Below are 13,909 nucleotides of genomic sequence, written 5' to 3'. Positions count from 1 at the left end.
TTTTGTTTACTGTGGTTTTGCAGATTTATAGCTTGAATCGAGACACTTCCTGGTAGAGTTCACCAGAAATACTGTTCAGCTCTGAAGCCTGTGTACTTGCGTCTTGCGCTTGTTCTGCAAGAGCCTGAGAGACGTCTTTTACTTCGTTGGTGTTACGAGTAATTTCTTCGGTCACCAAAGATTGCTCTTCTGCTGCCGCCGCAATTTGGCTTGCCATGTCGTTGATCATGTTGGCGGACTGAGTAATACGCTGAAGGCTTTCCGATGCAATACGAGCATCAGTGACGGCTTTCTCTGCGTTGTTCTGGCTGGTTTGCATAGAGGATACTGCACGCTGAGTCGTACTTTGAAGCGTATCAATGTTGCGGTTGATTTCGCCTGTTGCATCATGAGTTCGTTGGCTTAACACTCGAACTTCATCTGCAACTACCGCAAAACCGCGACCTTGTTCACCGGCACGCGCCGCTTCGATAGCAGCATTCAATGCCAATAGATTAGTTTGCTCGGCGATTTCCTGAATCGTCGACAAAATGCCACTGATTTCCTGAGCATGCATTTCAAGCTCTTGGATAACAGAAGTAGCATCACTGATGTCTGAGGCAAGAGAAAGAATTGACTCTTGGCTATTGAGAACCTCACGTTCACCCTGATTAGAAATCTCAACGGTTGCAGCCCCTTCTCGGGCTGTGTTTTCTGCATTACTGGCAATTTCTTGAGTGGCGCTCGACATCTCGGTTACTGCCGTTGCCACCATATTGATTTCTTGTTGCTGATGGTCGATGCGGTGCGAATTCTCGTCGGCGTGTCGTGAAGTAATATCGGCTTGGCTCGATAACTGAGTTGAATAGTTGTGAATATTCGATACGAGCAAATGCATTTTTTCTGTAAATCGATTGAAATTCGCAGCGAGTTGACCAACTTCGTCATTCGATTGAATCGCAATTCGTTGCGTTAGGTCGCCATCACCTTCCGATATTTCTTCTAATGCTTTACTGACCTGAGTAAGCCCTTTCAACTGGAAAGAAACCATCCACCAGATAGCGAAAAGCACAATCAACGCGACTGTGATGCCAGTAAAAATCAATTGTTTAAGAAGAGCGTCGTGATTGGCTTCTTCTGTTGCACGATCCATTTCTAATGCAAAAATCCAGTCACTGTTTGGCACTGAAGCAAAGTAAAGAAGCTTCTCTTTACCGTTGTGAATCGATATCTCAATTCGATTCTCATCCGATGCAGTACGAATCGCAGTGTTAGAGAGTTTTGGAGCGTAGCGGCTAAAAGGTGTCATCAGTAATGATTTTTGGGGGTGAGATAATATCGTTCCCTCTTCATTAAGCATCATAGCGAACGCATTGTCGCCCACTTGATAGCTGTTGAGGTTTTTTTGAATCGACTCCAGTTTAAGGTCCGCACCTAAGATACCGATCATTTGGCCTTTAGCGTATACCGGAGTGGATATCGTTAACATAGTATGACCTTGTTGAGCACCAACATACGGTTTCGATACCACGGTTTTACGTTGGTTAGAAGCTTGCTTAAACCAGCCGCGACCACGAGCATCAAATTCAGGGTAGGGAGTAGATGTGCCTGCAAGATAAACGTCGCCGTTCATTTGCGCGAAAAATACTTCATCGAATCTGCCTGCTTTTTTCGCTTGAGGTAATGCCACAATAGCTTCTTCTAGCGAATTAACGGTAGCGGCGGCATCCACTACATCCTTGTGAGAGACCAGCCAGTATCCCAGAGATTCAATAGCGGTATTCGATAAGCTGATCGCACGGTTATAAACACCGTGGCGAGTTTGCTCAAAAAGAATAGATGAAGCACGCCACGTTAAAATGGAGGTGATTATTGTAATGCAAACCAGTACGGATAGCGTAATTTTGACTTTAAGGGATAAATTTTTAGCTGAAGTAATCATAGCTGCCTAGTACGAATATGAGGTGTGATTTATAGTATATTGTGCGGAAAGTAACCTGATTGTCTCATGAATACAAGACTAGAAAGGATATATACACGCTAATTTATTATCTCACAGGTAATCGTTTGCTTGTGATCTTGATAAGTAATGACGTGTAAGCATGGTGTTTTGTTACACTTCCGAGTTTTAATTAAGGTGATCGAATCGTCATAAATATGAAATTAGCATGGTGGTTTACTTTGGTTAATTTAAACTTGTTCATGTTTTTAGAAGATCTTGCAGTAATATTGCTTGATTTTGCATCAGATTCTGATGCCGGTGGAACCCTACTAAATTAGATTAAGGTTGTAATAATGAAGGAACGCCTAAGTTTGAAAGCTGCGATAGGTGCAGCGTTACTTGCGACTCTAACTGGTTGTGCGACAGCACCAGCTTGGGAAGAAGATACAACGTACAAGCTTACAGTTTTGCACACCAATGACCACCATGGTCGTTTTTGGCAGAACAAATACGGTGAGTACGGTATGGCTGCTCGTAAGACGCTGATCGATGATCTGCGTACAGAGATTCGCGCTGAAGGTGGAAGTGTACTGCTACTTTCGGGCGGTGACATCAACACTGGTGTTCCTGAATCTGACCTTCAAGATGCTGAACCCGATTTCAAAGGCATGAAAATGCTTGGTTACGATGCAATGGCATTAGGTAACCACGAATTCGATAACTCCCTTGATGTATTAGAAAAGCAGATCAAATGGGGCGGGTTCCCTATGCTTTCTGCCAATATTTACGACAAAGCAACGGGCGAGCGTAAATATCAGGCTTATCATATTTTTGAAAAGCAAGGCATCAAGATTGCGGTTATCGGTTTAACGACAGAAGATACGGCGAAAATTGGTAACCCTGAGTTCATCAGCAGCCTAGATTTCCGTGATCCGAAAGTAGAAGCGAAAAAGCTAATTGCTGAACTAGAGAAGTCTGAAAAGCCTGATCTTATCTTCGCGGTTACGCACATGGGCCACTACGAGGACGGTAAGCGTGGCATTAACGCTCCAGGTGATGTCGCGTTGGCTCGTTACTTAGATGAAGGTTCTTTGGACATGATCGTAGGTGGGCACTCTCAAGAGCCTGTCTGTATGGAAGGTCCTAACGTTGCGAAGAAGAAGTTCAAACCTTCTGACGAATGTAAGCCAGATCAGCAAAACGGTACTTGGATTGTTCAAGCTCATGAGTGGGGCAAGTACGTAGGCCGTGCTGACTTTGAATTCGTAAACGGCGAACTTCAAATGGTCAGCTACGATCTGATTCCTGTGAACTTGAAGAAGAAAATCAAAGTTGACGGGAAGAAGAAGCGTGTCCTTATTGAAAATGAAATTGCTCAAGATCCAGCGGTACTCGCTTTCCTTAAGCCATACCAGGAAAAAGGTCAGGCAGAGCTGAATGTTAAGATTGCTGAAACCAACGGCAAGCTGGAAGGCGATCGTAACGTTGTGCGCTTCAATCAGACTAACCTTGGTCGTCTGATTGCGACAGCACACATGCAGCGTGCTAAAGCTGACTTTGCGGTAATGAACTCTGGTGGCGTTCGTGATTCAATTGAGGAAGGTGCGGTCACGTACAAAGATGTACTAACCGTTCAGCCGTTTGCCAATATCCTAACTTATACCGATATGTCTGGTGCTGAAGTATTGGATTACCTAAACGTTGTCGCAACTAAGCCTGTTGATTCTGGTGCTTATGCACAGTTCGCTGGGATCTCTATGACCGTTGCTAACGGCAAAGTAAGCAATGTAAAAGTGGGTGGGAAAGCTCTAGACAAAGCGAAAACTTACCGCTTTACTGTTCCTAGCTACAACGCAGCGGGCGGCGACGGCTATCCTAAGCTATCTGGTCACCCTGGCCACGTAAACACAGGTTTTGTTGATGCGGAAGTTCTGAAGGACTACCTAGAAAGCAACAGCCCAATCAACGTGAATGCGTATGAGCCAAAAGGCGAAATGGTATACAAGTAATTGACCCATAGCGGAAATTACGATTTGATAAAGGCGAAGCGAATGCTTCGCCTTTTTTATAACTGGAAATCATACGTATGACACCAGCCATCAACTTAGCGAAAAAGAAAAACGTCCCCCATAAGGTCCATCAGTACAAACACGATCCAAGTAACCAGAACTATGGGCTTGAAGCCGTTGAGGCTTTGGGGCAGAACCCGGAGTGTGTTTTCAAAACGTTATTGTTTAGCCTCGATGGGCAAGATAAAAACCTGGCAGTTGCCGTTATACCTGTTGCAAGTAAATTGAACCTAAAACTCGCAGCCAAAGCGGCGAAGAGTAAAAAAGCGGATATGGCGGATCCAAGCATAGCTCAGAAGACAACAGGCTACATTGTAGGAGGCATTAGCCCAATCGGACAAAAAAAGGCATTACCAACCTTTATTCATTCCTCTGCACTCGCTTTAGAGTTGGTGTGCGTGAGTGCAGGAAAACGTGGTTTGGAGATAGAGCTTACGCCTGAAGACCTGGCCAAACTAACACGCGCTCAATTCGTCGAGCTTTGTATGTAAATACCATTCTTACGGTGTTTGACGCAGACAAATAGATCATCAAAAAGATAAACCTCGTTCGAAGAGGACACTTTAAAATATGTTTGGTGAAAGAGGATTCGACGCGGCTGGGCTTCCAGACCTCGACCCACATGCGACGCAGATATATAGATCGCTAAAACGAAAAAACCTCGTCCGAAGACGAGGTTTTAAAATGTGGTCGGTGAAGAGGGATTCGAACCCCCGACCCTCTGGTCCCAAACCAGATGCGCTACCAAGCTGCGCTATTCACCGATTCTTTATATCTCAAGGCTTTGCCTCAAGACGGATGCGTATAATACGGTTTCTGACGACAGACGCAAGCACTTTTCTCAATAAATTTTAACTTATTGACTGTGTGGTTAGATGGTGAGCAATTATTAGCTAAGTGTGATTAAAAACACATCAAAAGAAACAAAATCGTCACGTCGGTATTACTGTTGATCTAGATCAGTACTGAGTAATCCATCGAGTATTAACGTTAACCTTGTCTTTCAGCACTGACGGAGGAAACATGGACTTTTGGCTAGATCTCCTATTTGGTAATGCTATAGGGCTGTCTTCAATGATAGTTATATTCGGCGCAATTGGACTGATGCTGTTTTTCGGCACCTACTTCGTCTATAAAGTATTGAATGACAAATCTCCTCACTAGATCGCTTAGCAATTAACTAAATTGCACCGAAGGGAGTGGACTGCTTTCTTCGGTTTTTCTTTTTCTAATACTCCATATTCCCATCACTTGGGTATATAATCCGTTCATCTGTTGATGATGCATTCGAGATGAACTTATGTCTCAAGATGATGAGCTGGATCTCTTTCAGCAAATGATGAGTGATGTCACTCCTATCAAAAACGACACGGCCATTCACGAGAAAAAACACCAAGTGACCGATGCGCAACTTGCAAAGCGTGAAGCTGCGATGTCTCTATCAGAAGATGACCCCGAATATTTGTCTTTAGATCATGCGCCTATGCTAAAGCCAGATGACATGGTCGAATACCAAAAACCGGGTGTTCAGGATGGTGTTTATCGAAAGTTAAGGCTTGGGAAATACCCAATTCAAGCGCGACTAGACTTGCACAAGAAATCGCTGAAAGATGCGCGAGATGAAGTAGTTAAGTTTCTTAAACAGTGTCAGCGATTGGATATTAGAACGCTTGTGATTGTTCATGGTAAAGGTGAGCGTTCTAACCCTCCGGCATTGATGAAAAGCTATGTGGTGAGTTGGTTATCCCAAATCCAAGAAGTGATGTGTTTTCATAGCGCGCAACGATTCCATGGCGGAACAGGTGCTGTGTATGTCATGTTGAAAAAAAGTGCAGAAAAAAAACTCGAAAATCGAGAGCGTCATCAGAAACGAATGAGCTAATTTTTAAGGCGGAAATCCCGCTGGTTCACACCGATTGTCATCCGTTGTGAAACGTTAACAAAAGAGAAAATATCAATATGTCTCAGACATCTGAAGCCAAAAGGCTAAACAAATTCATTAGTGAAACTGGGTATTGCTCGCGCCGTGAAGCCGACAAATTAATCGAGCAAGGTAGAGTGACCATTAACGGTGATCTACCTGAAATGGGCGTAAAGGTATTGCCAACAGACGACGTGCTGATCGACGGAAATCCTTTGAGGCAAAAAGAAAAGCCAATCTACATTGCGCTTAACAAACCTACGGGGATCACTTGTACAACAGAACGTCACGTTGAAGGCAACATTGTAGACTTCGTTGGTCATAGAAAACGCATATTCCCAATTGGTCGTTTAGACAAACCTTCCGATGGACTGATCTTCCTAACCAACGATGGCGATATTGTTAATAAGATCTTACGTGCAGGAAATTCCCACGAGAAAGAATACGTTGTACGAGTGGACAAGCCGATCACTCAAGAGTTTCTCGACAAAATGGGCAGTGGCGTTGAAATTTTAGATACGGTTACGCTTCCTTGCAAAATCTCTAAGGAAACAAAATTCTCCTTTAGAATTGTTCTAACTCAAGGGCTTAACCGCCAGATCCGACGTATGTGTGAAGCGTTGGGCTTTGAAGTATTTAAGCTGCGCCGTGTTCGAATTATGAACATTTCGCTGGATGGCATCCCTAATGGTAAGTGGCGTTACTTAACCGACGAAGAAGTAGTAGACATTCATCGTTTGTGTGAATCATCGGTTGGAACAGAAGAAGCATCTCGCGCAGATAGTAGCGGTAAAAAGATAGAGAAAGCGACGGATGCGAAGTTGTTCGATCACCGCCAAAAAGAACAAGCAGAACCTAAAAAGTTTAAGACCTTTAAAGGCAAAGGTACCGACTTTAATCGCCGACCAAGTAAAGGTGGTGAAGGAAACGCGGCTAGGCATAACGGTGCTGGCAATAAAAGTGGAAATAATAAAGGCGGCAGCAATAGCGGCAATCATGGTCAGAAGAACCGAAGACCAGAATCCAACGCTGGTGGTAAAAGTCGTCCATTTAAAGTCAGAAAGCCGAGTGGAAAAACTCTGGGCTAAGTTAACCCGAATTTAGAATGAGTTAGGGTAACCGATTCCGATTCTTATACAACAAAGGAAGACAATGTCTTCCTTTGTTTATTTATGCGCTACACGTTTTTACACGTTTGTTATAGAGTTTCCGCGAAGCTCTGGTGAAGCAGTCACTTTTCTCCGCTAGCACTTTACCTTTGAAGACTCGGAAAGTTGATGGACGCTCCACCCTTGTTGTTCAAGGAGATCAAGTACGTTGTGCTTCCCAAGTAAATGTAATGTACCCACCACCACTGTATAGTTACCTGCCACCTTCAGCCATTCTGGAGTATTCAACTTTTCAACCCAGTCTCGGTTGCGTTGATACAGCAAGGTTTCCAATGCATCTTCTTCAAAATCCCCTTCTTCAAGCAGTTGAAGGAGCTTACTTTTATCCCCTGACTTCCAAGCTGAGATTTGACAATGGAATTCGTCGTTATACTTATCCCAATGAAGTAATGTTTCTACGAGCAACTGTGATCCGTTACGAGGGAGTGCATTGAGAAATCCAAGTTGCTGATTTGCCGTTTCTAGTGCTTTAACAGGAACATTGTATTCTAACGCTTGGTTGGTCAGAACATGATCAACGCCATCATTTGCAGCGTAACCTAAGCGTTGGAAATTAGCCATTTGAAGGGTTAAAGCGGCCAGCCAAGGTGGGGAATTCTGCAATCGAGAATCGGGTAAGCCAAGTTCTTTGGCGATAGTAGTGAGTTTTGACGATTGTTCTTTGCTCAGAATGTCGCTGGTCGAAAGTTCAGACGTCGGGAAACTGAGTGATTCTGGAGGGTGGTTTAAATCAATTTCAACAATCAAAGCTTTGCTGTCACTTAAAAAGCGATTCACCATCTTAGGCAGCGGATACATGCTTTTGTCGCCAACATGGATAGAACCCAGTATTAACAGAGTTTGCTGACCTTTTTGTGCTTTCCAGTAGAGCGGCTCTTGAGCTATTGATGTTAAAGGGAAAACAAGAAGTAAAGCCAATGCAATACGCAATGCAGAAGACAAAGACATAGAAAGTTCCTGACGTTGATTATCGATTTATACAGAAAGTGGGGGATGGATATGTTCGTCTTTACTATGGGTATATATCTTATGAAGTTTTGTTGTGCCCCATAGTAAAACCCCACCGGATATCGTATTCCAATGGGGGGAGAAATGACAGAAGTGCTGTCACTAAATTAGGGATTGTTTAGAATTTGTAGCCGATACCAGCGTAGAAAGAACTGTAGTTTAAGGTATTCTTTTTGTATCCACCTTTTACAACGAACTGTTCCATAATGTCGATGCCAAGCTCCGCACCATAATGAATCACTACACCATTTACGATGTTTCCGCTAATGAGTTGGTTTTGTATGGTTGCACCTTGGTCAACCATACCGTACCCCAGACCTAATGGCGCACCTACATACACGTTTCCAACATACAATTTAGGTTTTAAATTAAGGGAAATAGTGGACAGTTTCTGGTCGAAGCTAAACTTTCCAACGAACGGAATCGTTGAGGTAACCTTTGCATTACTATATTTAGCGTACTCCAATTCAGTTGCAACACTAAACATTTCGCTAAAGCGAGCGTCGTACCCACCTTGAATTGCAAAGCCCATTCCATCTGATTTGAACTCAGCGCCAGGTGCGAGTTCATATGTATCTTTAGATAGGTCTGCACCCACATAAAAACGACCTTCTGCAATAGCGGAAGCTGAAATAGCAGACATCAATAGAGTTAGTGCTAACTTCTTCATAAATAACCTTAGTTTTTAAATGCTTTCAGGAATAGAGCTTATTGGAAGTCAGTTTTCTGAGCTATTTATGTTGTTAAACGAACGGTGTTTTTTATTCAATTAAATCGATTCTTTCGTTCTCCGTTGGTGTTTAAAATTCAGCCGTTAAATCTTTGATGACTGAGTGCTGATATGTTGAGTGAAACCGTGAGAACTTTTTTGAAATACCTATTCTGCTTAATGGGTGTATTGAGCCTTTTAGCTTGTGGTGGAGAGTCGTCCAATAGCAAGACACCCACTACTGTTGCTAAGAACCTAATGAAGTTAGAGCTTTCCACTGCTTCTACCTCGAATGGAAATGCAGCTTTACTTGTGCCTCTTGGAGAGGAAGTGAAGTTTACATTACTCGCTCGATATAGTGATGCTTCCACAAGTATCGTATCTTCAGGTGTTTCCTGGGGATTGTCTGACTCATCGGTAGTCGAAAACCCGAAAGGTTTGAGCTTTACGTCTAAAACGAAAGGGCTTGGTAAAACAACCTTGACCGCCCACTACAAAGGGTTCGTTAGTAACAGTGTAGAGATTGAAGTGACGGATGCGGTTTTAAAACACCTTGAAGTTGTGAGCTTGGAGACGCTCTATACAGGAAGCCATTACAACTTGGTGGCGTACGGAGAATACAGTGATGGTCAAAGACGAGATGTGACTAAATTGGTCTCTTTTTCTTCTGGCGATGCTTCGGTTGTATCTGTTAGACGCGATGTTTTAGTCGCAAAATCAGAAGGGAAAACGGAAGTTCAAGCCCAATGGAAAAGTGTATTGTCTGCACCTATAGAGGTGACCGTAAAAGACCCACAGGTTCGTCATATTCAGCTGTCAAAAGACTCAACTCAAGCAGAAGATGGCTTACAGGTATCTTTACCGTTAGGTACGCAAGAAACGTTCATTGTAAATAGCGTTTATGAAGATGGACGTACTGAAAACATTACTTCGAAAGTTCAGTGGCATTCGGATAATCAAGAAGTGTTAGAGTTCGCACAGGGCGGAATAGTTAAAGCAAAGAAGGTAGGAAGTGCAGTAATTTCAGCGTCTTATTCGGAAAACGGTAACGTTTTTACCAGTAACGGTATTGGGATTAAAGTGGTCGCTGCAACCTTAACGAAACTGATGTTTGTTCCTGCGAATCAAACTCTACCTGTTGGGACTTCTTTGCAACTGAGCGTATTGGGTGAGTTTAGCGACTTCTCCAAAAAAAATCTGACCAATAGCGTGGTTTGGGAATCCAATAGCATTGAGATCGCGAAGGTAGTACGAGGTCTTGTGAAAGGGGATAAAAAAGGAAAAGCGCAAATCACAGCAAGCATGAATGGCATGTCTGTAACGGTGGACGTCTTTGTAACCTCTGCGGTGTTACAGTCTATAGAGGTCATGCCTATTCAGCGCCAAGTTCCTGCTGGCTTAGCGTTAATCTTCGAAGCTCAAGGTCAATATTCCGATGGGCAAAGTATGGATGTATCGGATAAAGTGGTGTGGGAATCCTCCAACCCGACTATTGCTACTTTTAACGGAAGGGCACTAACTGCGAAAAAGCCTGGCTCGATAGATGTAACGGCATCGATGCAGTTAATAAGTAGTGATACTCTCACCATTACTGTTACCCCTGCCACCTTTCAGAACTTAGTTATCCGAGCGGAGCACAATTCAATCGCCAATGGTCACAGCTTGCAGATAAACGCGGAGGCTCAATACAGCGACAACACCAAGGTAAACGTAACGAACCAAGTCAGCTGGAGTTCAGAAGATACACAAATCGCCACGGTTTCTTCGGCTGGCGTTGTCAATGCGCTAAAGGAAGGGCGTGTTAGCATCAACGCGATGTATCAGGGGCGTTCGACAAAATATGCATTAGAAGTGACGTCGGCTGTACTCACTCGGATTGAAATTCAACAAAAGAATGTCGAGCTATACCGCGCGATTCAACAAAAGATCCACCTTCGCGCTAAAGGATTTTATAGTGATGGTACAACAAACGATATTTCCCGAGCTGTCACTTGGTCGTCACTCTCACAAGACATTATGGTGACGGTGAGCGGCGCTGTGTGGCCTGTTTCCGCAGGCAAAGCTCAAGTCGTGGCTTCTATTGGTAAGATCAAAAGTGATCCGGTCACAGTAACGGTTAGTGACTCAGAAGTGAGCAGTATCCACGTTACGCCTGACTCGCTGTCCATCGTTGAACGTGACTGGCGTCGTTTAGGCGTAGAGGTGTCTATGGTTGACGGTGGGAAAGTGGATGTCTCTTTATCTCCAGAGTTTTTTGCCAACAGTAAATGGGTAGTTGCAGACACCGATATCCTATCTGTTTATCGTGTGATTTTATCAGCCAAAAGTACTGGAACCACGTCGATACAAGCGGATTTTAAATCTAAGGTAAGTGGGAAAACTTTCTCTAGTAACTCAGTTGACATCACCGTGAAACCCATGCGGATTTGTGGCGGTAAAGTTAACGATACCCATATTGGGAATGCGGCAGGGGACTGCCTAAAAGTTGTTGAACATTCTGGCAAACTATTTACGGGAACACCGAGTAAAGCACTGATTGACTATATTGGTGGTTTTACAAAAGGTACGGATACGTCAACATACCTAAGTCGTCATTTCCACTCTATTCATACCGAAGATGGAAAGTGGGGACCAAAAGGCGATTTCGTTTATTTCAGGAACAACCCTTCGTTAACAGGTCGAGGGGAGTTCCACGAGTTTTGTAAAGTGCTAGCAGATATCAACTTCCATCATCGCTCCGACTGGAAACCAGCATCAATAGATGAATTATCGGAACTCCGAAAACAAGGTGACATGCACAAACTATACGGCTGGCCAACGTCGTCATTTTATTGGAGTGGGACGCCATACCATGATGGTACCCCAAATGGTCAACATCACGCGTTAGAATTGATGCTGAATTTCTTTAAAAAAATTCGATCTAACACCAGCGGGAACTACATTAGCTGCGTTTCTTCCCGTTAGAGCTCAAAGCACCGTCTTCAACTTAAGGAAAATAGCGAGTTATTTATGCTGTTTTCCATTCGTTTTCTAATGTATGGCTCAAAATATCTTCTCTATTTTTGAGTTGAATTATGTGATATGGATCTTCCTTGCGACCTAAAAATACCTGATTCTGTTGATGTGTTCCTTGTGCTTATGTGACCAGGATCAGTATTGGTCGCTGCTATGCTGCATGGAATGTGATGTGGCACAAAATACATGTTATAAATGAGCTTGATAATTTTTTATTTTTAGTGTTCAACATGCTGAATAATAATGGTTTTTAGGTTTTTATAACCTTTGATTTTGATGGTGATCACTATTTAATTGGTTTTGTTTTGCGCTCCGAAAAATATCTGTAATGATTTGAATCGAGCCAGGGAGGCACCAAAAGAATTCAACTGGATTACGTATTCTTCGACCAAAACGGATTCAGTGCAGATTAACAAAGATAGGTAATTAAAATGAAAAAAGTATTCACTCTTTCGGCTCTAGCAGCGGTCATGTCTACCAGCGCTTTCGCAGGTTCTTCTTATGTAACAGGTAACGCTCAATTCCACAGCGACGACATCCATGGTTCAAAAGCAACTTCGACGTTAGAAGCGGGTCATACCTTTGATTCTGGTACAACGCTTTTGGTTGAGTACGATGGCATCCCTGTTGGTAAGTTGACTGGCGATGCTGCTCCAACGCCTTACATCACACTTGGTGCAGAGCAAATGTTTAGCATCAACGATAACCTTTGGGTTGCTGCGGGATACCATCACTTGCTTAACAATGGCGAAACGGTTCAGTACCGTCCGTTAGTTAAAATTGGCTACAACTTCGATAACGGTCTTTCTTTGAGTAACCGTACTCGTTACCACTCAGTTAAAGATGGCGACAATCAAACACGTTTTGACAACCGTATTGGTTACACATTGAATGAAGATGTTGCGCTGTCTTACAACAACGTATACGTGGTTAACTCTGCAGAAGGTGCGGACAATTCAATGGATCACGAGCTTCGTGCGACATGGACTCGTAAAGGTGTACAACCTTACTTTGAATTCCGCAACCAAGGCGACAATGCTAACAACGCATTCGTATTTGGTGCCTCTTACGGTTTCTAATTGCCCGTAACCTTTTCTAAGTCCGAAACTGCCCGTTGTCCTAGCGGGCTTTTTTTCTCATTATTTTTAATACAAGATCTTCTCATATCAACTTAATCAGTATAGAAGTGATGAACAGGTCCCGAGCCCGTACCTACTTCTAATTCATCTGAATGAGCGATTGCTTTTGTAATGTAATGCTTTGCCATGCTAACGGCTTTTTCTAGGGCGTGCCCTTGCGCTAGGTAAGATGCGATAGCCGATGATAATGTGCAGCCAGTACCGTGCGTATTGTTAGTTGAATGGCGTTTAGCACTGTATCGAAACACTCTTTCGGGCGTTATCAATAAATCTGTGCTGCTTTCATCCTCTTTCAAGTGACCTCCTTTCAATAACGCATTACGCGCACCAGATAGTTTTAAAGCATCGGCTAAGGTCAACATTTCGTCTTCATTTGAAGGGAATTCAGTCTTCGTTAAAAACACGGCTTCTGGAAGGTTTGGGGTGATCAAGGTGGCTAATGGGAACAGCTCTTTCTTAAGTGCATCAACCGCTTTGCTTTCCAATAATGTGTCGCCGCTGGTGGCGACCATGACAGGATCAACGACAAGAAATTTAGGTTTGTACGCTCTAAGTTGGTCAGCAACGGCATAAATGATGTCCGTGTTACTGAGCATGCCTACTTTTACCGCAACGATGTTTAGGTCGGAAAAAACGGCATCTAGCTGCTGCGCAACAAATTCAGCAGGTACAGAATGCACACTTGCCACACCATGTGTATTTTGCGCCGTCAGCGCAGTGACCACTGAACACGCATAGCTTCCCGTTACCGAGATGGTTTTGATGTCGGCTTGAATCCCTGCGCCCCCACTGCTGTCTGAACCGGCAATGGTGAGCACGATGGGTGTGGCTGATTTGAACATGGTGACTCCTATAAAGAGATCAATGCGCAACTGAACTGACGAATTTAGTGCATTCACCAATATAAATCGGAAGGGTTAAAAGTGAATAGGGGGTTGACTCACAAGTTGGATAAATG

11 protein-coding genes and 1 tRNA gene are annotated in these 13,909 nt (G+C 43.5%); 7 read left to right on the top strand and 5 right to left on the bottom strand.

Going from position 1 to position 13,909, the window contains the following annotated elements:
* Nucleotides 1-25: 25 nt before the first annotated feature.
* Nucleotides 26-1,921, bottom strand: a complete 1,896-nt coding sequence (locus tag VPNCDNU1_RS11245; protein WP_104400409.1) for a methyl-accepting chemotaxis protein — start codon at nucleotides 1,919-1,921, stop codon at nucleotides 26-28.
* A 353-nt stretch (nucleotides 1,922-2,274) separates the two neighbouring features.
* Between VPNCDNU1_RS11245 and ushA the strand changes: the two genes are divergently transcribed.
* Both ushA and ybaK read left to right on the top strand, forming a co-directional pair.
* The gene (gene ushA, locus VPNCDNU1_RS11240) at nucleotides 2,275-3,930 is read left to right on the top strand and encodes a bifunctional UDP-sugar hydrolase/5'-nucleotidase UshA (RefSeq protein ID WP_104400408.1); all 1,656 of its coding nucleotides are present in this window, start codon (nucleotides 2,275-2,277) and stop codon (nucleotides 3,928-3,930) included.
* 77 nt (nucleotides 3,931-4,007) lie between these two features.
* A complete protein-coding gene (gene ybaK, locus VPNCDNU1_RS11235) occupies nucleotides 4,008-4,481 on the top strand; it encodes a Cys-tRNA(Pro) deacylase (protein WP_104400407.1) in 474 nt (157 codons plus the stop codon).
* Nucleotides 4,482-4,677: 196 nt separating this feature from the next.
* Here the strand turns inward: ybaK and VPNCDNU1_RS11230 are convergent.
* Nucleotides 4,678-4,754 (bottom strand) — tRNA-Pro (locus tag VPNCDNU1_RS11230).
* Between the two features lie 259 nt (nucleotides 4,755-5,013).
* Here VPNCDNU1_RS11230 and VPNCDNU1_RS11225 point away from each other — a divergent pair.
* The 3 genes from VPNCDNU1_RS11225 to rluF all read left to right on the top strand — a co-directional run bounded on the left by VPNCDNU1_RS11225 (nucleotide 5,014) and on the right by rluF (nucleotide 6,999).
* On the top strand, nucleotides 5,014-5,154 hold the full coding sequence (locus tag VPNCDNU1_RS11225; protein WP_101110726.1) for a DUF3149 domain-containing protein: 141 nt from the start codon (nucleotides 5,014-5,016) through the stop codon (nucleotides 5,152-5,154).
* A 136-nt stretch (nucleotides 5,155-5,290) separates the two neighbouring features.
* On the top strand, nucleotides 5,291-5,872 hold the full coding sequence (gene smrA / locus VPNCDNU1_RS11220) for a DNA endonuclease SmrA (RefSeq protein ID WP_101110725.1): 582 nt from the start codon (nucleotides 5,291-5,293) through the stop codon (nucleotides 5,870-5,872).
* Nucleotides 5,873-5,949: 77 nt separating this feature from the next.
* Nucleotides 5,950-6,999 carry a 23S rRNA pseudouridine(2604) synthase RluF gene (rluF, locus tag VPNCDNU1_RS11215; protein WP_104400406.1) on the top strand — a complete coding sequence of 350 codons (1,050 nt, stop codon included), beginning with the start codon at nucleotides 5,950-5,952 and terminating at the stop codon, nucleotides 6,997-6,999.
* A gap of 156 nt (nucleotides 7,000-7,155) precedes the next feature.
* On the opposite strand, the gene VPNCDNU1_RS11210 is transcribed toward rluF, so the two are convergent.
* Both VPNCDNU1_RS11210 and VPNCDNU1_RS11205 read right to left on the bottom strand, forming a co-directional pair.
* Nucleotides 7,156-8,028 carry a TraB/GumN family protein gene (locus VPNCDNU1_RS11210; RefSeq protein WP_104400405.1) on the bottom strand — a complete coding sequence of 291 codons (873 nt, stop codon included), beginning with the start codon at nucleotides 8,026-8,028 and terminating at the stop codon, nucleotides 7,156-7,158.
* A 178-nt stretch (nucleotides 8,029-8,206) separates the two neighbouring features.
* Nucleotides 8,207-8,758 carry an outer membrane beta-barrel protein gene (locus tag VPNCDNU1_RS11205; protein WP_104400404.1) on the bottom strand — a complete coding sequence of 184 codons (552 nt, stop codon included), beginning with the start codon at nucleotides 8,756-8,758 and terminating at the stop codon, nucleotides 8,207-8,209.
* 186 nt (nucleotides 8,759-8,944) lie between these two features.
* Here VPNCDNU1_RS11205 and VPNCDNU1_RS11200 point away from each other — a divergent pair, with 186 nt between their 5' ends.
* The gene (locus tag VPNCDNU1_RS11200) at nucleotides 8,945-11,761 is read left to right on the top strand and encodes an Ig-like domain-containing protein (protein ID WP_167404772.1); all 2,817 of its coding nucleotides are present in this window, start codon (nucleotides 8,945-8,947) and stop codon (nucleotides 11,759-11,761) included.
* 482 nt (nucleotides 11,762-12,243) lie between these two features.
* Nucleotides 12,244-12,891, top strand: a complete 648-nt coding sequence (locus VPNCDNU1_RS11195; RefSeq protein WP_104400402.1) for an oligogalacturonate-specific porin KdgM family protein — start codon at nucleotides 12,244-12,246, stop codon at nucleotides 12,889-12,891.
* Nucleotides 12,892-12,983: 92 nt separating this feature from the next.
* On the opposite strand, the gene thiD is transcribed toward VPNCDNU1_RS11195, so the two are convergent.
* Entirely contained in the window at nucleotides 12,984-13,793 is an 810-nt protein-coding gene (gene thiD, locus VPNCDNU1_RS11190; RefSeq protein ID WP_104400401.1) for a bifunctional hydroxymethylpyrimidine kinase/phosphomethylpyrimidine kinase, read from the bottom strand.
* Nucleotides 13,794-13,909 lie beyond the last annotated feature (116 nt).

Source organism: Vibrio penaeicida, from assembly GCF_002933855.1.
GTDB classification, from domain to species: domain Bacteria; phylum Pseudomonadota; class Gammaproteobacteria; order Enterobacterales; family Vibrionaceae; genus Vibrio; species Vibrio penaeicida_A.
Note: the sequence above shows the minus strand (reverse complement) of the source record. Positions and strands in the feature narration are given on the sequence as shown.

Bases quoted from the DNA above. Each gene is read 5' to 3' on its own strand.
- VPNCDNU1_RS11245 (WP_104400409.1), bottom strand. From the start codon at position 1,921: ATGATTACTTCAGCTAAAAATTTATCCCTTAAAGTCAAAATTACGCTA.
- ushA (WP_104400408.1), top strand. From the start codon at position 2,275: ATGAAGGAACGCCTAAGTTTGAAAGCTGCGATAGGTGCAGCGTTACTT.
- ybaK (WP_104400407.1), top strand. From the start codon at position 4,008: ATGACACCAGCCATCAACTTAGCGAAAAAGAAAAACGTCCCCCATAAG.
- VPNCDNU1_RS11225 (WP_101110726.1), top strand. From the start codon at position 5,014: ATGGACTTTTGGCTAGATCTCCTATTTGGTAATGCTATAGGGCTGTCT.
- smrA (WP_101110725.1), top strand. From the start codon at position 5,291: ATGTCTCAAGATGATGAGCTGGATCTCTTTCAGCAAATGATGAGTGAT.
- rluF (WP_104400406.1), top strand. From the start codon at position 5,950: ATGTCTCAGACATCTGAAGCCAAAAGGCTAAACAAATTCATTAGTGAA.
- VPNCDNU1_RS11210 (WP_104400405.1), bottom strand. From the start codon at position 8,028: ATGTCTTTGTCTTCTGCATTGCGTATTGCATTGGCTTTACTTCTTGTT.
- VPNCDNU1_RS11205 (WP_104400404.1), bottom strand. From the start codon at position 8,758: ATGAAGAAGTTAGCACTAACTCTATTGATGTCTGCTATTTCAGCTTCC.
- VPNCDNU1_RS11195 (WP_104400402.1), top strand. From the start codon at position 12,244: ATGAAAAAAGTATTCACTCTTTCGGCTCTAGCAGCGGTCATGTCTACC.
- thiD (WP_104400401.1), bottom strand. From the start codon at position 13,793: ATGTTCAAATCAGCCACACCCATCGTGCTCACCATTGCCGGTTCAGAC.